Raw genomic sequence first — 23176 nt, 5'->3', positions numbered from 1 at the left:
CCCGCGGGTAACCCCCTTACACGCATCCAGGAGTTCCTCCCTTGGCCATCACCGGTCTGCCCCCCGACACCGACGCTGACATCGCCCGGGTCACCGAGGCACTCGCCATGATCACCCCGCGCTGGAACGTGCGGATCCTGCTGGCCCTCTCCGGCCCCCCACAGCGCTACAGCGAGATCGCGGTCAAAGTCTCCTGGCTGCAGAGCGGCCAGCTCCACCCCAAGATCAAGTCGCTCTGCGACGCCGGCCTCGTGCAGCGCACCGAACACAGCTCTCGGCACGTCACCTACGGCCACACAGAGCGCGGCGCAGCCCTCCTGCCGGTACTGCCGATGATCGTCACCTGGGCCGAGGCGCACCTGGAGAAGGCGGATCACCCGCTGCCCGCGATCGAGCAGATCGAGGACAGCCTCACCCTGCTCACCCGGCGGCACGCCGCCGCCCTCCTGTGGGTGCTGAAATCCCGCGAGCAGGTCAGCGGCCGGGCACTGGCCAACATCGTCATGCCCAGCAGCGACTGGACCAACGTGTACCCGCCGCTGCGCCAGCTCGTCGCTGACGGCCTGGTCGACACCGACGGCATGGGGCAGCCCTACCGCCTGTCGGTCGCAGGCCACGGTCTGGGTCCCCTCTTCGGGGCTCTGTCCGCGTGGTCGGCCGGGCGACCCCTGGCAGGGGCCGCCCAACACCCCGTCTGGGGAAGCCCGAAGGCAACGGCCGGTCCGCGGACGTGGGTCAGCAACCAATCGAGGCTCCCGGCTCCCGCCCCGTCGCCGCCGCCTGTCCGGACTGGGCAGAACCCCCGCCTGACATGGCAGAACCCGGATCTGTTCTCGCACACCGCGGCGGCCCGCCCGAAGGCAGCACTCCCGGCGGGAGGCCCGCGCCGATGAACGCCTCCTTCACCCCCGCCGAACTCCGCAACGCCTTCACGCTGTTGTCCTCGACGGCCCTGATCCGTCTGATCAGCGAAATCGACGACAACGGGCCGATACCGCCGCGCAGGCTGGCCGGCACACTCCATGACCTCTCCGCGCACCGCCTCCGCCGGGCCACCGACGCGGCCCGCGCCCACGCTCTCGTCCGGGTCGGACCCGGGGTCGGCCTGGAACTCACCACGTCCGGCGCGGAACTGGCCGACATCTACGACGCCATGGCCCGGTGGGCACGGCGCCACGCCTACCCGACCCCTATCTGCGACTTCACCACCCGCCTCCAGCACACCCTCGCTCTCCTGGCGCCCATGCTCGGGGCCGACCCGGCCGAAGGCTCCCAGCGCCGGGCGGGCGAGAGCCCGCCCGAGCCCGACGCGGACCTTGGCCTCGCGCGCGCTCTGCTCGCCCAGTGGCTGAACGCCAACCCGCAGGTCCCCCTGCTCCCTGAGCCCGAGCACGTCGCGTGAGCGGTGGCACCACCCCCCGGCACGCCCTTCACACCGCAGGACTGCTGCGCGGGATCTATCTGCCCCGCACGGTCGATGCCCTCGCGTTCGCCATGTCCACCTACGGCATCCCGCTCCTGGTCCTGGCCACGACGGGCTCCGCCGCGCTGACGGGCCTGGCGTTCGCCCTGGAGTGGATACCCAGACTGGCCGCTTTCGGCTGGGCCGGAGCCATCGTTGACCGGCGAGGCGCGTCGGTCGTCTTCTTCCTCGCGTCCCTCGGCCGCGCAGTGGTCCTCGCCGCCGGTGCGGTCACCCTCTATCTCCACCCGTCCGGCACGGTGGCCAGTGCGACGGTGATGGTGCTCGCCGCCAGCACCGGCGTTCTCACCGAGTTCTCGTACATCGCGGCCGAGACGGCAGGCGCCGCCGCCGGCCGCCGAGCCGGGGGGCGAGCCCACCGTGTCCAGGCCGTCCTGCTCGGCATCGATCAGACCGCCACCCTGACGGGCCCGGCGGTAGCGGGCTTCCTGCTGCTCGCCGGGCCTCCCCAGATGCTCGCCGTGATCACCGTGTTCTCCCTGCTCGCCGCGCTGCTCGCGCTGCGCACACCACCCTCACCGGTCGCCCCGGCCCGCGCCCCGAAGGATCACACGAGCGCGGGGCTGCTTACCGGTTGGCGCACCATCCGCTCCCTGCCGGCCCTCGGCTGGCTGGTAACCGGCCTGACTCTCTCCAACTTGGCCACCGGCTTCCTCCAGGCCGCCGGCCCCGTGATCGTCGTCAACCACTACGGGCAGTCCACCACCGCCGTCGGCCTCATCTGGTCCGCCGCCGCAGCAGCCACGCTCCTGAGCGTCACCATCTGCCGGTTCGCGATCGACCGCCTGGGCCTGTGGCCGGTCGGCGCCACCTGCGCCGCCGTCGCCTCACTCGCCTGCCTCGCCGCAGCCCAGGCGCCCGACTACCTCTCCTACCTGATCCTGGTCGCGATCCTGATGGCCGCAGAGGGCGGCATGACAGTGGTCCTGCGCACGCTGCGCTCCCGCCTGATTCCCCCGGACCGGTTCGGTAGCACCCTCTCCGCCACCATCCTCATCCTCCTGCTGCCCTTCCCCGTCGCCGGCGTACTCACAGCGCTCACCCCGCCCGACGCGCTGGGCCACGTCATCACCGCTTGCGCCGCCCTGCAGGCCCTCGGCCTGTTCCTCGCCTTCGCCCGCCTGCGCACCGATCCCGCCCTGCGCTCCTGACCCGCTGCTCTTCCCCAGCTTGTGGAGAACTTCCCCATGTCCTTTGCCTGTTCCGGAGCGACCCGTGCGCGCAGCCGCACCATCACCGATCAGTTCCACGCCTTCCACGCCCAACACCCGCACGTATACCGCGCGCTGGAGCGTATGACCGCCCGCCAGCTCGCCACCGGCGCCACCCGCGTCGGCCTCAAGAACCTCTTCGAGGACCTGCGCCGAGAGCTCCCGTACGGCGTGGCCGGGCTGAACAACAACTTCACCGCCCTCTACGCCCGGCAGCTGGTCGCCGCACACCCCAAGTGGGCCAGCGCGTTCGAGCTACGGCGCCGCCGCGCCGACTGACAGCTCTTCCCCCCGTCCTGCTGTCCACCGATTCGGAGAACCTCTTCTTGTCCGCACGCCCCCTCGTCCTCGTCGTTTCTCCTGGCGATGAGACGTATCGCTCGTACTGTCTTGAGCAGGTCGCCGCCGCCTACGACGTCGTCCTGCTCACCGGCACCGAGCCCTCGTGGGAAAGGCCGTACATCGTCGACCATGCCGTCGTCGATCTCTATGACGACACCGCCCTGCTGGCGGCCGGCCGGGCCTTGGCGGCACGTCACGAACTCGCCGGTGCCGTCACTTGGGACGAGTGGCACCTCGTCCCCGCCGCCCGCCTTGCCCGCGGACTCGGCCTGCCGGCGAACCCTGTGGAGGTGATGCGGGCCTGCCGCAACAAGGCCACCGCCCGCAGCCTGTTCGCCCGCCACGGGGTGCCGTCGGCCGCGTCAATGAAGGCCCAGACGCTGTTGGAGGCCGGACTGGCGACGATGACCATCGGCTATCCGGCCGTCATCAAGCCCACCGCGTTCGCTGGAAGCATCGGCGTGATCCGCATCGACCAGCCTGAGGAACTGCCCGCCGCCTTCGCGTTCGCCTCAGGGGCGAGCCAGAGCCGCGAGGACACCGCCGTCCTGGTCGAGGAGTACCTCGACGGGCCGGAGGTCTCCGTCGAATGCGTTACCCACCGTGGCGTAACCACTGCCGTCGCGGTGACCCGTAAAAGTCTCGGGCCCGCACCGTACTTCGACGAGACCGGGCACACCGTCGATGCTCGCGATCCGCTCCTCGCCCAGGTCGCTCCGGTCGCCGCTGCCGCGGTCAAGGCCCTGGGAATCACCGACGGCGTGCAGCACGTCGAGGTGCGCATGGTCGACGGCCAGCCCCGGCTGATCGAGGTGAACGCACGTCTGGGCGGCGACATGATCGGCCACCTCGTCCGCCTTGCCACCGGCATCGACCTTCCCCGGGCCGCCGCCGCCCTCGCCTGCGGGCACAACCCGGACATCACCCCCAGCCGTCAGCAGGCTGCGGGAATCCGCATGCTCTACCCGGCGGCCTCCGGCACCCTCACGGAACGGCAGATCAACCAGCCGTTCGCCGCCCACACCCCTTGGCTGCGGCAGGTCCAGTGGATCCGCAAGGTCGGCGACCCGCTCCTACTGCCGCCCGAGGGCGACCTGTTCACTGCCAGGGCCGGGTTCTACATCGTCACCGGCCGCGACACTACCGAGGTCAACGACCGGCTCGACACGGCCGCCGACGAGATCACCGTCACCACGCAGGTCGACCGATGACCCCGGAGAGCGATCCGCGCTTCGCCATCGACGGGGATGTCTTCGTCTCCCCGCGCTATCTCGCCTCTACGACCGGGATTGGCGACCCCGCCCTCGCTCCGCTCCTGGGCCTCGGCTGGGACCTCCAGCACGACGACCTCGGCAACGCCTACGTGACCGCCCCCGACCGGCGCGTGCGCCTGGGTTACCTCCCCGAAGGTGAGGACGACGGGCTATGGCGCATCAACGCCTACAAGGACGCGTTCGGCCCGCCGGCCTGGGGCGTCTGCTTCAACGACCGAACCCCCACCGAATTCGTGCAAGCCTTCACCACCGCACTCGCGGGAGCCTATGAACAGGGGCCGGACGCCTACCTCGCCCGGCCGGACGCCCGGACCGACGAGCACGACCCCGCCCGAGCCGTGGGCCCACTCTTCCAGCAGGGCTGGGAGATAGAGCGTCGCCGTCAGGGCATCTTCGCGGTTCAGTCGCCGGACCGGTTGGCCGGAATGGAGGTCACCACCGGCGACCTCGATCCAGAAGCCGAGCTGACCACACGCGACGCCCGCTGGCACCTGTGGGTCGGCAAGTCCATCGACCGGCCCGCCTGGTACGCCACCGCCAGTACCGATACCCCAGTCGCCCTGCTGGCCGCCGTCACCCAGTGCGTATCCGACCCGGCACCGTTTCCCCGGTGGCGACAGGACACCTACAGCTACATCAAGGGCATGGCCCACCTCACTCCCATCCTGCCTTCAGAGCCGTCGGCCCCCACCCCACTCGACCTCCAACGGGCCGCCTCATCACGCCGTCCGGCCGCCCTCCCGCCTCCCAGCGTCCCGCGCTGGAGCACCACCAGCCGCCCGGCCCTGCCCGGCCCGCGCCGATAACCCCAGCACGACCCCGACCGGAGAGACCTCTTGTCCCTGCAGGCCCCCGAGTTCTTCGCCGAACTGTGCCTCCCCTTCACCGACCACGCCGTCGTGGGCAACACCTACTACGCCACCCCAGCCCCGGGCGCACCCCTGCGTCTGCGGATCGGCTTTACCGGAACGATCCACGCGGACACCTACGGCGGCCTGCGCCTGGCGATCATCCACGCGGACCGCGGAGAGATCGACGCCGTGGCCCTCAGCTTCGTGGACCACGGAACCTTCCACCGCCGAGACGAAGCCCAGCGCACCATGGTGCGCACCAAGCAGTACGGCACGTTCGACACGTACCACCGCCCCGGCCAGCCACCGTGGGAGGGCGCCGTCACCACCGGGCTGCGCGACGCCATCGAGCAGTACAGCGCAGTCTGGTTCCCCGGTGCCTGGCCCGCGTCAGCGTCGGGCCGATCTGCGGGCCGCGCAGCCCGTACGGTTCCCTCCCCGCCCGCCACTCTCAGTGGTGGCCGCGCGCGCTGATCCTCAGCCCGAACCCACCGCCCAGCGTTCCGCGCAGGCTTCCCGGCAGGAGCCCCTGCATGTCTCCCGATCCCCTCGGCGGCCTCGACTCAGCCGAGGCCGTGAAGATCCTCCCGCGCCATCTCGCCGGCCCCGGTCCTATGGACCTCAAGACGGCCTGGCCCTTCCCCTTCGACGAGAACTGGGCACTGCACCAGCTCGATGAGGACACGGCCTATACCCACAGCCCGTGTCTGCGCCTGTGGACCCGCTTCGCCGCGCACCCCACAAGTCTGGACAAGGGGACGTGGACCATCGCTGCAAACCATCGCCCATTCGAATCGGCGGTCTGGCGGATCTCGCTCGACGCCACCACCCCCATCGAGCTGCTGCACGACCTCCACGCCCGCCTTCTCGACCTCTACCTGGAAGACCGCGACAGCGACCACGACCGGCTGTTCGCGGACACAACGGCACCGCATGAGGCGTACACACCGTTGCTCGCCCGCGGCTGGAGCCACGACATCAAGACCGACGGCACCCAGACCTTCCGCTCCCCGGATGGGCACGGCACCGTGCGGCACTGGTATGCGGCCGACGGAATCCTCGGCTCCGCCGGACCTCAATGGCTGGCCTGGAGCGGACCCAAGCCAAGACCGCACTGGCAAGCGCGCTTCTCGTTCAGCACGCCCCCGACACTCGTCGCGGCCTTCACCGCCTCGCTGATCTCCACCGAACCGTTGCAGCGCACCGTCCAGGACATCGCCTTCCCCACACGCCAGCACCTCCGCGTCGCCAACCCGACAACCAAGCAACCGCCCAGCTACTCACCCGTCGCCCCGCCGCCAGCAGCCTCGGCTGCCGGCCGTCCTCGATGACTTCTCCACCCCACCTGATCAAGGAGCCCCTTCCCTGTGCATGCTCGTATCGTCCGCGGCGCCGTCCGATCGGCTGCCCTCGCCGCCGCGGTGACCGGCACCCTCACCTGGGCGCCAACCGCATCCGCCCAGCCGTCCGAGCCGACACCCTCCGCCTCCACCTCTCCCATCGAGACCCCCGCTCCGGACGCAGGCAGCATCGCGATCACCAAGAAGGACACCGCCGGGGACGTTCTGTCGGGCGCGGCGTTCCTCCTCCTCGATGCCACCGGTCAAGAGACCGGGCGCGGGAAGACCGACGCACAGGGGAAGCTGACCTTCCCCGACCTCCCTCCCGGCATCTATCGGCTGAAGGAAACGTTTTCCGGAAGCCCGCTCCACGAGGTCGTTGCCGACCAAGACGTCATCGTCACCCCAGGCGCGACCGCGCGGCTGACGATCACCGACCCGTTCAAAGCCGCCAAGGTCCTCCTCCAGGCCAAGGACGACAAGACGGGAAAGCTCTTGCCCGGCTCCACCGTGAACATCGGAACGGGCAGCGACACGCTGCTCACCCTCACTACCGGGTCGCAGGGGACGGCCACGGGTGAGCTGCCCATGACCAGCCGAAAGACTGAGTTCTGGGTCAAGCAGGTCAAGGCTCCCCAGGGCTACGACCTCTACAAGCCCGCGAAGACCTTCGCCGCAGGCCCCGGTGCCCCGGTCACCGTGACCGTCACCAACGCCAAGACCTCAACCACACCGAAGCCCGACCCGTCCGAGAAGCCGACGGACAAGCCCACGCCGAAGCCCGACGACCCCTCCGAGAAGCCGACGGACAAGACGACCGACATCCCCTCAGACGGGGCGCAGCCCACCCCCGCCGACTCCGCCACACCGGACGCCGAATCCTCACTTCTCCCGGAGGCAACCGCGACCGAGGAAACGACGCCGAAGACCCCGACCGGCTCCCTCGCCCATACCGGAGCCGACGCGACCCCGTGGATCCTCGGCAGTGGCGGACTCTTCGTCGTCGCGGGCAGCGCCGCCCTCATCGCGGCTCGCCGCCGACGCACGGACAGTTCCACCGACGACGGACCTAGCGAGAGCTGACCTTACTCACGGTATGACGCAGAGCCCCCGGAATCATTCGATCCCGGGGGTTCTGTCGTGGATGCGTATCCGATGCGAGCGGAGGCGGTGTGCAATGCGGCCGATTCACCCGCCCGCCCATGCATGGCCCTTGGGTATCGCCGAACCGTGAAGACTCGTACGCGCGTTCACCGTCAGGGGTGGACTTGCCGCCTCTTTGGTGTCGGGCAATACCGAACGCCAGCGCGAGCGTGCAGAGGTGCGGCAAGCTGCCGCAGGAAATCAGAGTTCTCGCACCAGAGGAGCCACCCATGGCCGAGTCGATCGTCGTCCCCGACCTATGGACCGGGCACTGTCAGTGTGGCGACCACGCGTACCAGGCGACCGGTATTCCGAACGACCCCCACCTCTGCTCCTGCGAGCACTGCACGCGCCTGTCCGGAGCGCCGGCGATGGCGTGGGTCGGATTCCACAGGGACGCTCTGAAGTGGACGGGCCCGGTAGGTGCGCCGACGTACTTCTCCACTTGGCTTCTCCGAACTACCGAGGCGTCCCGTGGTCAGTGACAGGACGATCAGTCCTGCGGGGAAGGGGGCCGGTATGGGGCCGGAGAACTGCTGTGAACGGCGCGGGTGTTAGCTTCCTCCCCGTGTGGAAATACCAGGACGAGACCAGGACGGCCTACGACGGGGTCGTCGAACTGTATGCATCGCTGTTCGCTAATCGGTTGGAGACGCAGCCGTTCGCGCGGAACATGATCGGCACCTTCGCCGAGCTCGTGCGTGGCACGGGGAACCTACGGGCAGCCGACGTCGGGTGCGGACCCGGCCACTTGACGGCCATGCTGCACGACTTGGGGTTGGACTCCTTCGGGCTTGACCTCTCCCCGGCTATGGTCGCCCACGCCCGGCGGGCCCATCCGGGGCTGCGGTTCGACGAAGCACGAATGGAGGCCCTGCCGGTCGAGGACGGCGCGCTTGGTGGAGTGTTGGCCCACTACGCGATGATCCATACCCCGCCTGAAGAATTGCCCGCGCTACTCGATGAGCTGGTGCGTGTCCTGGCACCAGGGGGCCTGCTCCTGGCGTCCTTCTTCGGAACCGAGGGGCCGGAGCCTGTCCGCTTCGACCACAAGGTGGCGCCTGCCTATAGCTGGCCGGCGGACCAGTTTGCCGAGTTGCTGACCGGGGCCGGACTCGTCATGGTGGCTCGGTTGCTCCACGACCCGGCGTCAGAGCGGGGCTTCCTCGACACCCACCTACTGGCCCGCAGCCCGTAGAACTGGCCCGTGGTGGGGCCGAGGAGGCGTAGATTATCCGTGGCTGAAGCCGTCCAAGCGCCGCGCTCTGCGGCGGTGTCCGCTGAGCACGCCGGAGTAATGCCATTCAGTCACGCAGGCCCCGGCGGGGTTGCCACCCCACTGGTACGAGCAGCGATCTCCCGGAAGGTAGGAATCCCCAGGTCGACAGACTCCTGCTTCTGGGAGATCTGGGCGTCGAGTTGGGCAAGCTTCTCCTCGGCGTGGGTCAGGCTGCTCTGCAGCCCCTCGATCTCGCCGAACCAGCCTTCCCTTTCGGCTTCCAAGATGCGCGCGAGGAGGTTGTCGCGGATTTCGACAAGCCGGGGACGCTCTGTCGCGTGGACGATCAGGACGGGGCATCGGACACAAGCGTGTTCGTGAGCACAGTCAGTTCCGTATGCACGGCCGCAGTCGCCCAGGGCGAGCTTGCGGCGCTCAAAGTGTCCGAGAAACTCTCCCCATTCCTCAGGTGTGACGGTGCGGTATTCATCGGCAGGCCGCAGAGCCCGGCGCCGGGCGATGAACGCTCGATGTGCCTCGATGGCATCAGTGGGGTAGATCGCGGCGTATCCCATCGTCGTTCCGATGTGGTCGTGACCAGCGATGACCTGGGCGATGTGAGGTGGCAGGCCGTTGAGGATGGAGTCCGTGATGAAGATCCGGCGGAAGTCGTGGGGCTGGAAGATGAGGGGGTCACCCGCGCTGTCCGTCAGACCTGAGGCCAACAAGGTGACGTCGAGTCCCCGACGGATCGTCGCTCGTGACAGCGGACGCAGGTAGCCACCAGAGCGATCCTGGAACAGGAGAGGCATCGGCGGGTTCCAGACCCGTTCATAGTGGTCATAGCTACGAAGAACAGGGACTCTTCCGTCCGAGCCTCGGACTCGAGAGACGACCGTGCTTAACACGTCCGCCAGCTCCGGCGTGACCAAGACAAGTCGCTCTTGATCCGTCTTCGACGGGGCGATCTGCAAGAGTGGAACGGTCTGTCCGGTGGTAGGGAGCTTGTAGGTGACGATGCTGTGATGCCCCAGCTCGAGGAGTTCCTCGATGCGGATGCCGGTCTGCCGCAAGATCTCGATGGCAGCCCACCCCCAGAATGCGCTGCGCTCCTCACCCGCGAACGAGCGCCGGGTGCCCTTCGCATCCCAGGCATGGATCGGACGCCCGTCAGCGCATTTACTGAAGCGCGGAACCCTGAACGTCTCACCAAGCACGCTGAAATCCGAACCGAGCGGGGCAGCGTTGAGTGCATCGAGACGCATCGTGGCCTCTTTCAGCAGGCGGTGAGCCGTCTTCACCAGCGTGGGCAGCGCCGGCAGGCGCTCGCGAGTACGTTGGTCCATGCGGGCCTTGAGCTGCTTCTCAGCCTTTCTTCCCGAGCACTCGGCTTCGCTGATCGGGCAGGGCGCCACCCAGGCAGCCCACTGGCCGGGGTCTTCCACTGCCCACTCCGCCAGGTCCAGGTAGAAGGCTCTGACCTGGGTTTTGATCCCGATTGCACCTCGGCGTGGCTCTGTGAACTCACGAAATGATCCGTCGGGCAGACGCTTGCGGACGGTCTTCGTGGCGAGGCGGACCTTCCAGGCAGTGATCACCTCGGCAGGAAGCCGAAGAGAGTCGATGCCCGGATGATGCCGCTCCAGGTCGCCCCAGAACCGAAGCGCCAGCGAGATCGTGAGCGCCTGCAGTGTCGTGAAGTCGAGCCCTACGGACCGATGGGAGAGGTAGGCGACCAAGAGGTCGCGGATCGGACGGCACTGCAGTTCGTAGCGGTCGACAAGGTCCGCTGGGGTGAGTTGCCCGGTGCGGTTCGAGATCCGGAACAGTGTGTGCGGTGCGTCTGCTGGAAAGAGACCCAAGTCGCGTAGCCAGGTGTAGGCGAGCTGGATTCGTCCATTGCTGTTGCTCGGATTCTTGCTCTGCCAGAGCAGCAGATCGCCGACGACGATGTCCTCGATGGCACCGCCTCGGCAGGCCAAGATCTCCGCGATGGTCTTCAGTCCGGACGAGATATTCGCAGCCGAGATGTTCGTCGGCAGTGAAGCCCTCAAGCGGGCGAACCCCTCGGGGTCGCGTGTGGTCTCCAGAGCCGGCCGAAGATGCCGCGATCTTGACCCGATGAGGAATTCCGGGTCGGGTCTGACGGCATCCGCGCAGAGCAGCGCCAGCAGCCCGACGAGGAGCGTTTCACGGCGAGATACTCGCCCTTCCGGGCGGGCCCAGGCTGCGAAGGCATCCCGCCACCCCTGCGACGCAATGTGCTGGCCGTGGGCAGGGCTCTTCTGCCAGCGCTGTTGCCAGGTTTCTCCCGGAAAAGTCATTAGCCAGTCGAGGAGGAGACGGGCCCCGAACATCCGATTCGCCTGGGCGCTGGGTTCCACAGCTCGTAGCGGTGGGCGAATCAGCCGCTTAAGGACCTCTTCACGCGTGACCGAGGTCGCTTCCCACGTGCTTGGTCGTTCCCGATACGGGAATCGGTTCATCAGCGTGAGCGCTTCGGCGCCCACCATGCTTGTGACCCGCGGAACGAAGCTCGAGCCGACGTGGGTCGCAGTGCTCGTCATGACGCGTCCCGGCCGAAGAGGATGGACAAGGAATCGGGGTTGTAGGACGGCTCGTCAACAGGCACAGGAGTCTCCTCGCGTCGCTTCTCCTGACGGGCGTGGTGGGCAAGGCCGGCTCTGATGACGTCGTCCCTGGTCGGACGGTTGTAGATGTCCAGGGTCGACAGGTACTTGTGGCCGAGGATCTTTTGCACGTAGACCGGCGGCATGTTCGGGTCATCGAGCATGAGGAACGTCGCCGTGTGCCGCAGATCGTGAAGGGTCCAGTTGGCGCCCAGGAGATCGTTGGCGCGGTTGAACATCATGCGTGCCGCGTCGTACTCCAGCGGCCGCCATGGGCGCCGCAGCGTCCACCACAGCGGATGGTGACGGCCTCGAGGGACGCCCTTCTTCCAGGCGGACTCTTGGTAGAGCCGCAGCCAGACGAACGCGTCCGGGGTGGTGGCCAGGTCCTGGTAGTCGCGGGTGCCCTTGCGGATCACACTGACGGTCTGCTCGCCGACAACCGCGCCGCCCTGCTTGACCGTGAGCAGCTCCTCGGCGCGGGCGCCAGTAGCGACCCAGAAGGCCAGCAAGGCGCGGTCACGATGAGAGCGGAGCCCGGCAAAGACCTTGGTGAACATCTCGTCAGGAATCCGCCGCGGGACCCGCTGCGGAACGGTCGGCCGGTAGAGGCCCGTGCGTCGGTTCCGGTGCTTCTGCCCACCATCACGCTGTGTCCCGAGCTGGGACGAGCGGCGCCCACGGGCCAACGGGAAGGGGTTCACCAGCAACGAACCGGTGTTTCCATCCAGATGGAAGTTGTAGAACTCCCGCAGCACCGTCTCGCAATGAGCACGGGTTGCCGGCGAGTACTTGGTCCCGACCGTGGGTTTACCAGTCACCGGATTCGGCGTCCCCGGTGTCGGCCTGTCAATGCGAGGCGGCGGGACCTTGGAGAGAGCCTTGCCGCGATGGCGCCAATGGACACGCTTTGGCTTGTCCGCCACCTTCATCCACAACATGAAGTCCCGGGCGTCTTCCCGGGTCGCACGGTCCCACTCGATCCCGAGCGCCCATAAGAACCGGAACCAGCGCAGCAGATCCATGCCGTACGAACGTGGCGTCAACGGCGAGCTGTCCCTCGCCATCAGCTCCTTGAGGTAGAGCGCAGCGGGCTCGACCGGCCTCCCGCGTCCATCCAGCACCCTGTACGGCTCCCAGGGATCTCCCGTCTTCAGCAACTGGCCTAACTCTGGCAGGACAAAGTTCTTCAGGTCCCTTCCGGACCGCTGCTCATCAAGCACATCGGGAAGCTAGCAGATACCTGTTCTGACCTGCGAAGACAGCTGAGTTAGTTCGGTTAACAGGCCCGACGCTTCATCGAGGGTCCTGCCAGCGCTGCCGCACCCAGCTCACCTCCGTCGCGGACGGCTCGGACATGATCATGGTTGCGATCTTCAGTCTTTCCCGCAGCGCTGAACTGGCCCCGGTCGGATACAGCTACCGCGAGGAGGCGGCGCCTTGGATGGCTATCACGCTCGCGCCCGACCCGCAGCGCCGGACATGACGGTTTGCGCTGAGCCCCGGTACGAGATCGGCGCGTCCCCGCGGGCATTGCAGCCCTCATCTGCGATCAGCGAGGCCACCTTTTGCCTCGGCGGACTGGGAGCTCTGACACTTCGACCGAACCAGTTCCTGAACGCCTTACCGCGGCTCGACCGGAAATCCCGGAAACGGTTCGGACGAACCGTTTCCGACGCTACCTGCTGCCGTCCTAACGCCTATTCAGGGCGATGCTCCCACCCCGTTCGGGCTGAGGGCGTCTCATTACGCAAGTCCCGGACAAGACGCCCAACAGGCGATAAGACTGATCGCATGGCTACAGAACCCCGCCCCTCCATCGTGTCCTCATGCATCGAGCTTCTCGAGCGTCTCGCCCAGTTCAGCGAGAAGGTGACGAGAACGCTGCGCGGGGTGACCAAGACGTACAAGGAAGCCGAAGCAGCACGCAGCCACCTACGCGACGCCCGCAAGTTGGCTACGCAGCTGCGCAGGGCCGTCGTTGCCTTCTTCAGGCCCGAGGGCGGAACTGCCGAAGCCTGCTAGACCATGGGCCGGCCGGGTAATGCTGCGCTGCCAAGCAGTCGCCATCGTCCGAGCCGGCCCCGCCTACCCGATGCCGGCGAGGACATCCTGGTCGGGGAGCACGTCCACGCTGATGCGCCACGGCCGGTGCCCGTCCACACGGCAGACCACCCACAGACGCGGCACCCCGGACGCCGCCCGGGCCGGACTAGGTGCGTGCGGGAGGCAGGTCGTAGCGGCTGACGGCCAGGTACGTTTCCGGCGTGGCTGCTTCGAGGAGACCCTCGTCGCCTTCCAGGTCGAGCTTCGGCTCCTGGGGACGGCGCAGCAGGTCGCTCCAGTCGCTCGTCGTTCCCCGCTCGTAGGCGTCGCGGAGTAGGGGGCGCAGCCGTGGGCGGGCTTCCTCCTGCTGCTCGCGGAAGATCCTTCGCTGGGTGAGTCGTTGTACTTCCTGGTCTTCGTCGCTGAGCCCCTGGTCGAGGGCCAGCTGATCCTCGGCGCGCAGTCCCGGGGTGCGCTGGGAGATGGCCAGATCTTCTTCGTGGAGGCGTGCGCAGGCGGCGAACAGCTTTCTGGACATGCCGAGGTGGACCTCGGTTCCAGGGATGCGGCAGGTGAGGAAGTCGTCGAGCCCCCAGGAGCGGATCTGGGCGCGCAGGGTGTGCGACTCGATATGGAGCGCCGCTCCGCGGGCGTCCGCACGCATGGAAAGGGTGAGGTCGTCGTTTTCCAAGGGGGTGGTCAGCCCGGAACGCCGGTGGCGGGAAGCGCGGTCGGCCGGTACCGGTACCGTGCGCAACTGAGAGGAGGGAGCGGAGCGCAGCGCCAGGTAAGCGAGCATCTGGGCACGGGCCGCACCGATGAGCGCATCGTCGCTGTCCCCGAGGTGGTCTTCGAGGTTGCCGGGGCCGACCGCTGCGTCGTCAGCGCCGGATCCGGCCGGGGGGAGGGGCGGCTCGCCGGAGTACAGGTCATGGTCGATCGTGAGGAAGAGGTCGTCTCCGGGCCGAACGGACGCCCCGACCAGGACGATGCGGTGCTTGTAGGAGCCGAGAATCTTGCTGCCGGCCTCCAGTTGTGCCCACCCCTTGCGGAGCTCGCCGACGCCGACGCTGCCGCCCTTGGCCTCGATCAGCCAGTACATCTCTTCCGCCTCGTGCCGTCCCCACAGGTCGGGCAGCGTCCTCTTCGGGTCCTTGAACGTGCCGCTCAGGGCGGGGATGGGGCCGCCGAGTTCGAGGTGGTGGGTCTGTCCGAGTCCCAGCAGGGAGCGGCACGCCCACTCGGTCATCGTCATGCCCAGCCGGTAGGCGGCGGCGTTCTTCGCAGTGCGTTCGGTGCCGTGCTCGTACACCGGGTTCAGGGTCAGGCGCTGGCCCTTTGCGCCCGGTATGGGGTGCCGGGGTGTGACGGGGTGCGCGCCAAGGTAGGCGTACAGCGGGGAGACCCGGGCGACGAGTTCCCCATGCGCGTACCGGGGCTGGTTCTGCAGGTGCGGGGTGACGTCGCGGCCGACCTCGGTGGCGGCCTTGATGATTTCCCGCCACGTGGTGGTCGGGGCGTACCAGCCGTCAGTTGCCGGGAACCCGTCCGACGCGCTCCACGCCTCATGCTTCGCCGTGCGCCACTGCCTCTTGGGCTTGTTCGCGGGTCCGTTACGGAACAGGACCGGTACGTCGAAGCTGTCGGCGTAGGTGAGCGGCGGCTCGTCGACGATGTGTGCAGGGATCATGAGGATCACTCTGGCACGGGTCTGGACCCTTCCGGGCGCCGTGCAACGGGCCGCCGATCTGCTGACTCCCGTCGCCATGGCGCAGTCGCGGCCATGTCCGATGGCGATGGATGTTGTCGGCCTGCCGTCCGCCTCGCCGCGTTGCGCCGCTCAGGGTCGGTCGGGCCAGAAAATCGACGGAGGCAGCCGGACGGAGGGCAGCCGTACCGCCTGGATCGGTCCGAGAGCGGCTGCTGCAGCGTGGAGGGCTTCGTCGTAGGAGCCGAGTCCAAGGACCTCAGCAGAACAGGCAGAACAATCACCGGGGCGGCGGGCATGGCCGGCGCTGCGGTCCCCGGAGCCTCGGACGTGCGCGAAGGCGTCGTCGGGAAAGTCGGCCCGAACGGCATGCCAGACCCCGACGCGTTTGTCGTCGGGCAGCCCAGCCGCTACCGCCGGCCGCATCGGCGGCATCAGGCGTTCGTGGTCCTGGACGAGGAACACCCGGTCGGTGAAGTCGACGCTGTCCCCCTCGGGGCGCTCCTGCTCCAGCCACACCCGGGCCTCCTCTCGGGTGCCCGGCCCCCACAGGTAATCCGTCGGGAACCGTGTGGTCTCGTAGCGAGTGTCGAACTCCGCCCAGTGAGCGTCATCCCAGCGACTGCCCGATACGAAGGGGATGGCCCGCACCACGACGTGCTGGTACGCATCGGCCTCCTGATCTTCCATGAGGTCGGGGGCGGTGAGAGAGCTGGCGGGCTCCATCCGCGCCCGCCCGGAACCGTTCCAGCTCAGCACGACGATCTCCCGACGCAGAGGGGCCGGGTACAGGCGCCCATTGGGAGTGGCCTGCCCCCACAGCTGGTTGATCAGCTCCGCCAGATCCCGCACGGTCCGGGCCGCCTCGACGGGGGTGTCGACATGGTGGCCGGAGGGATGGGCAACGTAGTTACGCAGCTTGGCGAGCGCGTCCTCGACCCCGCGGCTGCGCCGCCCGCGGAGCAGACCCGCCGCACGCGCCCACAGACGGAGCCCGTGCAGCATTCCGTTGAAGTCGATGGCGTGGGTGGCTACGACCAGCTTCGCCCGTTCTCGCATCATTTTGCCCGCGTGCTTCTTGACGTCGTCGTACGACGTGACGGTGTAGGAGACGTCCGGGCCCTGGGTGAGGCGGAAGGTGATAGTGCCGGCGCACCACTCCATGAAGCGGTCGCGCAACGCCTGCTCGTAGATGAGGAGCGCCTGGTCGCCGACCATGGTGTACACGTCGTAGCACAGCACGCCATATGCGAAGACGGTGCGCAGCCGCTCGAAGGAGTCGCGTGTTCCAGCCGCGACACCCGCCGCCAGGTCGCAGTCGGCGATCTGACGCTGCTGGAACTCCGCAGCGTCCTCGGGCTTCATACGGCCGCCGAGCCCATAGGGGTTGAACGCCAGCGACAGATCGTCCGCGGCGCGCAAATCTTCAAGGGGCCGGATGTCCATCTGCTTCTCCTCACGATGGGAAACGGGCCAGCATGCACCCATAGGCCCCCGGTCGGCCACCCGTTTCCCGTGGGGTGACTTCGTGAGTTCGACGCGAAGTGACTTGGAATAGCAGTTCGCCGGGGGCAGACAGGAAAAATCGCGGAAAGACTGGCCAACGCGGGCAGGGGCATGTCAACGTAGACGACCTTGCAAGAAACACCAGGTCAGAGAGGTGATTGCTCGTGACCGTAGTGCCTGTCAGCCCGGGATTTTCCACCACCACCAAAGCCCTGCGTCTGCGTGATTGGCGACTTGGTCCGGGGCAGCCCACGCTCGTCCTGGACCAGTTCTCCGCCGAGGATTTCCACCTGATCGTGGACGACCGTGCGGACGTGCACGTTAGTAGCCGTGATGGCCGTTTCTATCTCGGCTGGTTTCCGATCGGCCGCCCCGGCACCAACGGCGAGGGATGGAAAGTCGCCGTCACCGGCACGGCCAAGGTACGCGGCTACCACCTGTCCTTCGACACCGAAACGCCGGCCGAAGTCGTCGCCGCCGCAGTGGCGCGCGTGCTGGAAACCTCCCGGCGTGTCTGACGTCAGAGACTCGAGTTGGAAGTCTCGGCGGTGCTCAGGAATGCCGTGGGAATGACAGTTCCACCGCTCACCGCTTTCCCCCACACAAGGAGGCTGTCCATGCCGCACACGGAAATGACCGTCGGCGATCTCATCGACCTATTGACCGCCTGCGACCGTGATCTGCCGGTGCGCCTTGCGATGAACCCGTTCTTTCCGATGGCCCACCAGGTGGAGCGGGTCGTGCAGTCCGTGGACGAGACCGGTCAGCCCGTCGTCTACCTCGCCGAAGGGCGGGAGACGGACGCGCAGCTCGGTCATCTGCCGCCCGAGGTCGCCGTCGCCCTGACCTGGCACGGCCCAGTCCAGGCACCCCCGCGCCGCGCCCGCCGTACCGCCGGCGGCAAGTAGACCCATACCTAGCCTTTGGAGGCGCCCCTGTACCCCGACTTCCCCCTCGACCCGTCCACCCCGACCAGCGCCCAGTCCGCGTACTGGGTAGGCCCCCGGCACCTGGCCGGTGACGACGGACGCCTCTACGACGCCGTCGCCGACACGCTTGCTGGCCTCGGCTGGACGAGCCTGACGATCGTCCGCGGGCGACACGAGCCGGACGAGGCCCCGGAGGCCCGGCAGGTCCTGCGCAGCACCGTCCTGCACATCAGCCCCGACACCCTGAGCTGGGCCCAGTGGGTCCTGGCGGACGAGCCGTTCCACTTGGGGGAACTGCCGATCGCCTGGCAGGTCTCCGCTCGCGCGGACACGAGCAGCCCGCTCGCCGCGTGGTCGGCGTACTTCACCTCCGACGTCCCCGGGGAAGTTCTGGCCGACTTCCTCGTCGCGCTCGACGCCCGCGACCAGCCCGCCGTCTCGCTCGCCGGCCCCGAGCTGGTCCTCGACGCCGTCACCGCGCACGGCTGGCTCCGGGACATCGACCAGCCCACCGGCGGAGCGACGGACCCCACGTTCAGCTCGTACCTCAGCCTTGGCGAGGTACCGCCCCTCATCCAGGACGCCAACCCGCATGCCCTGACCAGCCAGGTGGACGAGGCGGCCCTGGCCGGATGGCAGGCATGGGCCGAGCCCGTGCTCGGCACGCCCTGCCTGTGGGCGGTGTCCTTCGGCGCCAGCGTGCCCCACGACCTCGTCGCGGCGTTCGCCACCTCCCTCAGCTCGACCGCACCGGTCCTGCGCCGAATGCTTCCCGAGAGCACCAGGGAACGACTCCTGCGGGCACCCGCGAGCTAGCGGTCCGCGCTCCCTCTCATCCGACGTACGAAACCCGGTCTTCCCGAAGGGGGAGGCCGGGCTTCTGGCTTTTCCCTCCAGAGCACGTGCGGGCCGTGAGATTCGGAGCCGGTGCCCGAGCCCGGGGTGCAGAATCCGGCGCAGAGCGAGAAGCTCGCTAACCTCTGGCTGCATGGAAATCCCGGAGCCCACCGGGCTGCCGTACATCAACCCGGACCACAACGACGTGACGAGGCCGGTCTGCGGGTTCTGCCCGTCCACGGTGTACCCGCGAGAGCAGTTCGTGATCTACAGCAGGCCCTCCTGGGAGTGCCCAGTCAACCCGGTGGACGGGCGCCGCTACACCCGCGACGACGTAGCGGTGCCAGCGTGCGTACACCCGGACAAGATCGGCCTGGGCCCGGACAGAATCGCCCCACCTCCGCAACCCGAGCAGGTGGAATCGCAGCCTTCGGACGTTCCGTCTCGCAGAGGCTGGTGGAAGCTGTCTTGGCGGTCCCGATGAGCTGGGATCCAACGGGGCCCGACTACGGATTCGAATGGTGGCACTACTCGTTCGGGACCGCTACTGGGCTCTCGCCAAGGGCGAGGGCGCCTCAATGGACGGGCCGATGGAACTCCACCAGCCCGGCCGCGAGGTCTAGGCGCTGCCCGGATGGGTCAGCGGCGCACGTCGCACACGACTGCTGCCCCCGACCGGTGGTCGGGGGCAGCAGCATGTCGGAGATGTGGGTCAGCTGGTTGCTGCCGCCTTGGTGAGGGCCTTGGCGAGGTGGCGGTCGACGAGGGCCGGGGGGCCGGAGACGACAAGCAGCACGCTGCCGTCACGGATCGCGGTTTGCTTCACCACGGTGTCCTGCCCACCGGCGGAGAAGGTCAGGAGCTGGCTCCACTGCTCGTCGCCGAACTGGGGTGCTGTCATCTTCTGCGAGGCCATGTCGATCGTGGTGCTGCCCGAGATGACCTGGTAGGTGGGGCACCCGGTCATGGCGTCGAAAATCTGGGCGATGCCGTCGGACAGCTTGTCGGCGGTGTTGCTGTAGAGCTCCTCGGAGATCTCCGAGTTGCTGCCGCCGGTGTAGGTGAAGGTGGCCTTCGCCTGGCGGGGAAAGTCGAGCGAGCCGCCGGTCGCTGCGTCGCCGCCCAGCTCGTTGAGGGCGGGGCACCCGACGACGGTGACGTCGTCGTGCTGGGAGGGACGCTCCGGCTTGCGCAGGTAGCCGGAGCCGAGGTCGCTCTCGTCCAGCAGCCGCTTCTCCAGCGCGGCCGACGCCAGCGGAGCGGTGCTCTGGCCGGTGTCGGCCGGCTTCCCGGTACGAGCGGAGGAGGCGGTGCTGGGCTCGGCCTTGGTGGTTTCGGCGGAGCAGGCCGGGAGGGCGAGGACGGTGATGGCGGTGAGGGAGAGGGCGGTGGCGACGCGAACGCGCATGGTGGACTGACCCCTTGGTGCTAGGTGACGGGTGGTCAGTGCGGGCGCGTGGGCCCGGAGGGTCGCAGGGGTGGTGGTCAGTGGCCGAGGTGGCGCAGGCCGTCCTCGAACGTGGCGTGCGTCGCGTCCGCGGGGCCGGTGTGCCGGTTGTACCAGGCGGTGTCGAGGCGCGTCTCTTGCTGCTGGTGGCCCGCCCGGCAGCGCAGCCAGATCCGGTCTTGGGTGGAGAGGATGAGCCAGTCTCGGTACGCGCCGCACTCGGCACAGGCGACCATCTCGCCGTCAAGGACGAGCGGCTGCTTCCAGGACGTCATCCGGCCGTCGAGCTGGTCATGGCTCGGCACGCGCAGCTCCGACGGAAGGAAGTCGTCCACCACGGGGGCCGACTCTGCCGGCTCCGCCGCAGTCAATGCTCGTTCGATCTCCGGCGGCACCTGGCCCTCCAGCCGCGCCGACAGCTCGAAGAACCGGCGCTGCGCCTCGCTGGGCTCCGCGGCCCGTCGTCGCATTCGGTGAAACACTCCGGCGTCCTCTCTCCTCGTCCTGCACGCATCATGATCGTGCCCTAACTCCCCGACCACTTCAATTCACAAAGTCCACAGTCACGGGCCGGTGCGCTGAGACCCGGGCCGCCCCGGTGTCCGCTGCCCTGCAGGCCGCATCGATTGGGCTGTGCCCGGACGACGGTTGACCTTGTCACCGGAGTCAGCGGGCAGGCCCGCGGTTCGGCGAAGTCGCCACACCAGGACGTCGCTGACGGACTCTGCCGTGCCGAGCTCTCGTCGCTCCGCTGCATCGGTGAGCAGGGCGGCCGGATCGTGCCCGGCCGCCTTGACGTCGGCGAGGGTGGCGGCGAGTGCGTGCCAGCCGGGCTCGGCGAGGATCTGCTCAGCCAGCTCCGGAAGCGCCTCGCGCAGCAGCACTGTCTGCCGCTGGAGCAGCGGCCGGTTCAGGTTCTTGCCGCGCCGGTTGAGGGCTCCGATGGGCTGGGCAGAGGCGGCCTGGTAGGCGGAGCGCAGGTGATCGGCAGCCTGGCAGGCGGCATCGGCCTGCTGTGCGTGTCCCTTCTTCGCGTGCCAGAGCATGGTGGCGGTGATGAGGAAGAACAGCATGTCGATAGCCATGGCGGTGGTCGCGCCGTCCTCGCCCCGGCCAAGGGCGGGCCCGCCGTTCACGAGGTCGCGGGCAACCTGCCGCAGGGCTCGATCGGTCCCGCGTTCGGCCCGGACGTGGGAGCGGGAAGCGCGTTCGAACGCGGAGGCAGCGGCACGCAGTTCCTGGCGGGTGTGGGCGGCGGAGGTTTTCGCGAGCGCGTCCAGGACCTCCCCGGTCGCCGCGATGTACGCGGCGGTGACCGCGTCCTCGCCGTGCTCGACGATCAGCACCGCGGCCCAGGCGGCCGAAGCGGTCCGCCGGCGTGCGGCAGACGGACTGCCCGGTGCCGCGTGGTCGAGACCATCTGCCGACGGAGCTTGGACGGGGCCATCGGCGGACCAGCGCTCCCGTATCCGGGGCAGGGACAAGTCCGGAGCGAGGCGCGCGCCGGGGTAGAACACGGGCTCGCCGTCCTTGTTGCGGTCGTCGGGCAGGGCCACCTTGTAGCCGAGCAGGTCACCGGAAGGAGCGACGCGCTTGCGGATCAGAAGGCCGGCGTCGGCCAGCCGGTCGAAGAACTCCTCCTCGCTCGTCACGCCGGCCACCGCGCGGCGTACGGTCTCGCGCAACTCCTCACGTGCGGTGCGCTCTCGGCCCTGGCGTCGGGCCTTGTGACGTTCGTCGCTGGTGGGACGCTTCGCGGCGGTTCCGTCGCCGGTGTTCAACCGGCGAAGTCCGTAGTCGACTTCGATTTTCCGGGCTTCCGCCTGGGAGCGGGCGCCGTCCTGGCGGATGCGGGCTTGGCGGCCGTCGTGGCGGACGACGGTGGCGATGATGTGGATGTGGTCGTCGGCGTGGCGGACGGCCGCCCAGCGGCAGGCGCCGTCGTCGCCTTCGGGGGCGATGCCGGTGGCGGCGACCATGCGGCGGGCGACGTCGGCCCACTGTTCGTCGGTGAGGATCGGGTCTTCGGGTGCGGCGCGTACGGACAGGTGCCATACGTGCTCGGTGGGCCTGGCGCTTTCGGGCAGGGCCATGACGGGCTGGTCGAGTAGCCGCTGCAGGTCGCGTTCTGTCGCCTTGGCGTCGCGGCCGGGGTCGGGGGCCAAGCGGTCCCATGCCGCGACGAGGTGGGGGTCGATGTGCTCCTCGGCCTTGCCAGGCCCGTACAGGTAGTGCAGCAGGCCGTAGGTGTCATTGCCCATGTCGTGGACTGAGGGGATCATGCTGCCGATCGCTCGCCGTCCAGGTAGCGCTGGACCAAGGCGTCCACACGCAGGGAGACTCGGTCGACGCCTGCGAGGACTGCTCTGGTCTGCGGTGCCGGCTCGTCCGAGTTCAGCGCTGCCGCAACCTGGTTGAGGTTGTTGCCGATCCGGTTCAATGCGGTGCGCAGGTCGAACAGTTCCTTCAGCATCTCGCGTTCGCCGGCGATTTCTGCGGCGGTGAGGTCGAGGTTGCGGGCAGCTTTGAGGGCTGCGCGGGCAAGGTAGTTGGCGATGCTCATGTTGCATGCGGCAGCGGCGCGGGCGAGGAGCTGGTACTCGTCGTCGTTCATGCGGCAGCTCGGCTGGTGCATGCGCTTCTTCTCGTGGCGCAGGCGCTCACGCTGCTGAACGTGGGGCTTCGGCGGCGTGGCGTGGGTGCAGTCGGTGCTGTGGCAGGAATGGTTTCCCCCCTCTTCAGGATGCGAGCCGCCCTCGGTCGCATCCTGAACGGTCGGCGCCCCCCGGTGCCGATCCGCTCCCGCCACCCCCGGGGCGGGAGACGCAAGAGCATTGCTCCCAACGGGAGCAATGCTCTTGCACCAACTTGCTCCCCCTGAGGTCGAGTTGATGTCGCGGGACGGCTCGGGGGTGGTGCCGTTCTGGGGCGGGTTCGTCATCGGGAGTCGGTCCTCGTGGAGCGGAAGCGGTGCTGGATGGTGGCGGCCAGTTCGACGACGTCTGCCGGTCCGGTGAGGACTTGGACGGGTCCATCGGGCTGGTCCTGGACGAGCCATTGGCCGGTTGGGGTGAGGACGGCGGAGTGCAGGAGCCTGCACCGAACCAGAACGTCCGCCCAGGCACCCGCCTCGGCGGACGTGGGCTCGGATGAGCGAGCGGGGCGCGGAATCACGGGGACCTCCTGGAACGGGGCGGTGGCCCGGCACGG

General features: G+C 68.5%; 24 protein-coding genes. 15 read left to right on the top strand and 9 right to left on the bottom strand.

The window, feature by feature from the left end; translation table 11 throughout:
- Window positions 1-41: 41 nt before the first annotated feature.
- The 11 genes from F0344_RS07750 to F0344_RS07705 all read left to right on the top strand — a co-directional run bounded on the left by F0344_RS07750 (window position 42) and on the right by F0344_RS07705 (window position 8842).
- Window positions 42-893 carry a winged helix-turn-helix transcriptional regulator gene (locus tag F0344_RS07750; protein WP_185298077.1) on the top strand — a complete coding sequence of 284 codons (852 nt, stop codon included), beginning with the start codon at window positions 42-44 and terminating at the stop codon, window positions 891-893.
- Entirely contained in the window at window positions 890-1402 is a 513-nt protein-coding gene (locus tag F0344_RS07745; RefSeq protein ID WP_185298076.1) for a regulator, read from the top strand. Before F0344_RS07750 ends, F0344_RS07745 begins: the two co-directional genes overlap by 4 nt.
- Window positions 1399-2634 carry an MFS transporter gene (locus F0344_RS07740; protein WP_185298075.1) on the top strand — a complete coding sequence of 412 codons (1236 nt, stop codon included), beginning with the start codon at window positions 1399-1401 and terminating at the stop codon, window positions 2632-2634. The genes F0344_RS07745 and F0344_RS07740 overlap by 4 nt, the downstream gene beginning before the upstream one ends.
- A 36-nt stretch (window positions 2635-2670) precedes the next feature.
- Window positions 2671-2973, top strand: a complete 303-nt coding sequence (locus F0344_RS07735; protein WP_185298074.1) for a hypothetical protein — start codon at window positions 2671-2673, stop codon at window positions 2971-2973.
- Window positions 2974-3020: 47 nt separating this feature from the next.
- A complete protein-coding gene (locus tag F0344_RS07730; RefSeq protein WP_185298073.1) occupies window positions 3021-4247 on the top strand; it encodes an ATP-grasp domain-containing protein in 1227 nt (408 codons plus the stop codon).
- Entirely contained in the window at window positions 4244-5116 is an 873-nt protein-coding gene (locus F0344_RS07725) for a DUF317 domain-containing protein (RefSeq protein ID WP_185298072.1), read from the top strand. The genes F0344_RS07730 and F0344_RS07725 overlap by 4 nt, the downstream gene beginning before the upstream one ends.
- A 30-nt stretch (window positions 5117-5146) precedes the next feature.
- Window positions 5147-5635 (top strand): hypothetical protein, encoded by a 489-nt coding sequence (locus F0344_RS07720; RefSeq protein ID WP_185298071.1) that lies wholly within the window; start codon window positions 5147-5149, stop codon window positions 5633-5635.
- Between the two features lie 59 nt (window positions 5636-5694).
- The gene (locus tag F0344_RS07715) at window positions 5695-6492 is read left to right on the top strand and encodes a DUF317 domain-containing protein (protein WP_185298070.1); all 798 of its coding nucleotides are present in this window, start codon (window positions 5695-5697) and stop codon (window positions 6490-6492) included.
- Between the two features lie 36 nt (window positions 6493-6528).
- Complete coding sequence (locus F0344_RS07710; protein WP_185298069.1) at window positions 6529-7584, top strand: SpaA isopeptide-forming pilin-related protein; 1056 nt, start codon at window positions 6529-6531, stop codon at window positions 7582-7584.
- A 119-nt stretch (window positions 7585-7703) separates the two neighbouring features.
- Window positions 7704-8129 (top strand): GFA family protein, encoded by a 426-nt coding sequence (locus tag F0344_RS37040; RefSeq protein ID WP_445585670.1) that lies wholly within the window; start codon window positions 7704-7706, stop codon window positions 8127-8129.
- A gap of 83 nt (window positions 8130-8212) precedes the next feature.
- Entirely contained in the window at window positions 8213-8842 is a 630-nt protein-coding gene (locus F0344_RS07705) for a class I SAM-dependent methyltransferase (protein ID WP_185298068.1), read from the top strand.
- A 110-nt stretch (window positions 8843-8952) separates the two neighbouring features.
- Here F0344_RS07705 and F0344_RS07700 read toward each other — a convergent pair whose 3' ends face one another.
- Together F0344_RS07700 and F0344_RS07695 are read right to left on the bottom strand one after the other, a co-directional pair.
- Entirely contained in the window at window positions 8953-11430 is a 2478-nt protein-coding gene (locus F0344_RS07700) for a site-specific integrase (RefSeq protein WP_258049749.1), read from the bottom strand.
- Entirely contained in the window at window positions 11427-12716 is a 1290-nt protein-coding gene (locus tag F0344_RS07695) for a tyrosine-type recombinase/integrase (protein WP_219732120.1), read from the bottom strand. Before F0344_RS07695 ends, F0344_RS07700 begins: the two co-directional genes overlap by 4 nt.
- 571 nt (window positions 12717-13287) lie before the next feature.
- Between F0344_RS07695 and F0344_RS07690 the strand changes: the two genes are divergently transcribed.
- Window positions 13288-13518 (top strand): hypothetical protein, encoded by a 231-nt coding sequence (locus F0344_RS07690; protein ID WP_185298067.1) that lies wholly within the window; start codon window positions 13288-13290, stop codon window positions 13516-13518.
- A 187-nt stretch (window positions 13519-13705) separates the two neighbouring features.
- Here the strand turns inward: F0344_RS07690 and F0344_RS07685 are convergent, their stop codons facing one another.
- On the bottom strand, window positions 13706-15229 hold the full coding sequence (locus F0344_RS07685; RefSeq protein ID WP_258049748.1) for a gamma-glutamyltransferase: 1524 nt from the start codon (window positions 15227-15229) through the stop codon (window positions 13706-13708).
- Window positions 15230-15379: 150 nt separating this feature from the next.
- Entirely contained in the window at window positions 15380-16693 is a 1314-nt protein-coding gene (locus F0344_RS07680) for a hypothetical protein (RefSeq protein WP_185298065.1), read from the bottom strand.
- Between the two features lie 224 nt (window positions 16694-16917).
- Between F0344_RS07680 and F0344_RS07675 the strand changes: the two genes are divergently transcribed.
- The 3 genes from F0344_RS07675 (at window position 16918) to F0344_RS07665 (ending at window position 18498) form a co-directional block, all read left to right on the top strand.
- Entirely contained in the window at window positions 16918-17271 is a 354-nt protein-coding gene (locus F0344_RS07675) for a DUF317 domain-containing protein (RefSeq protein WP_185298064.1), read from the top strand.
- A 99-nt stretch (window positions 17272-17370) separates the two neighbouring features.
- A complete protein-coding gene (locus tag F0344_RS07670) occupies window positions 17371-17661 on the top strand; it encodes a hypothetical protein (protein WP_185298063.1) in 291 nt (96 codons plus the stop codon).
- 15 nt (window positions 17662-17676) lie between these two features.
- Window positions 17677-18498, top strand: coding sequence for a DUF317 domain-containing protein (locus F0344_RS07665; protein WP_185298062.1), 822 nt, complete (start codon window positions 17677-17679; stop codon window positions 18496-18498).
- A gap of 733 nt (window positions 18499-19231) precedes the next feature.
- Here the strand turns inward: F0344_RS07665 and F0344_RS07660 are convergent.
- The 5 genes from F0344_RS07660 to F0344_RS07640 form a co-directional block, all read right to left on the bottom strand.
- Entirely contained in the window at window positions 19232-19927 is a 696-nt protein-coding gene (locus F0344_RS07660) for a hypothetical protein (RefSeq protein WP_185298061.1), read from the bottom strand.
- A gap of 77 nt (window positions 19928-20004) precedes the next feature.
- Window positions 20005-20436, bottom strand: a complete 432-nt coding sequence (locus F0344_RS07655; protein ID WP_374940071.1) for a hypothetical protein — start codon at window positions 20434-20436, stop codon at window positions 20005-20007.
- A gap of 93 nt (window positions 20437-20529) precedes the next feature.
- Complete coding sequence (locus F0344_RS07650) at window positions 20530-22248, bottom strand: relaxase/mobilization nuclease domain-containing protein (protein ID WP_185298059.1); 1719 nt, start codon at window positions 22246-22248, stop codon at window positions 20530-20532.
- Complete coding sequence (locus tag F0344_RS07645) at window positions 22245-22907, bottom strand: plasmid mobilization protein (RefSeq protein WP_185298058.1); 663 nt, start codon at window positions 22905-22907, stop codon at window positions 22245-22247. The genes F0344_RS07650 and F0344_RS07645 overlap by 4 nt, the downstream gene beginning before the upstream one ends.
- Entirely contained in the window at window positions 22904-23140 is a 237-nt protein-coding gene (locus F0344_RS07640; RefSeq protein WP_185298057.1) for a hypothetical protein, read from the bottom strand. Before F0344_RS07640 ends, F0344_RS07645 begins: the two co-directional genes overlap by 4 nt.
- Between the last annotated feature and the right edge of the window lie 36 nt (window positions 23141-23176).

Origin of the sequence: Streptomyces finlayi (assembly GCF_014216315.1) — a bacterium.
In the GTDB taxonomy this organism is placed as follows: domain Bacteria; phylum Actinomycetota; class Actinomycetes; order Streptomycetales; family Streptomycetaceae; genus Streptomyces; species Streptomyces finlayi_A.
This window is presented reverse-complemented; position numbering and strand designations above follow the sequence as displayed.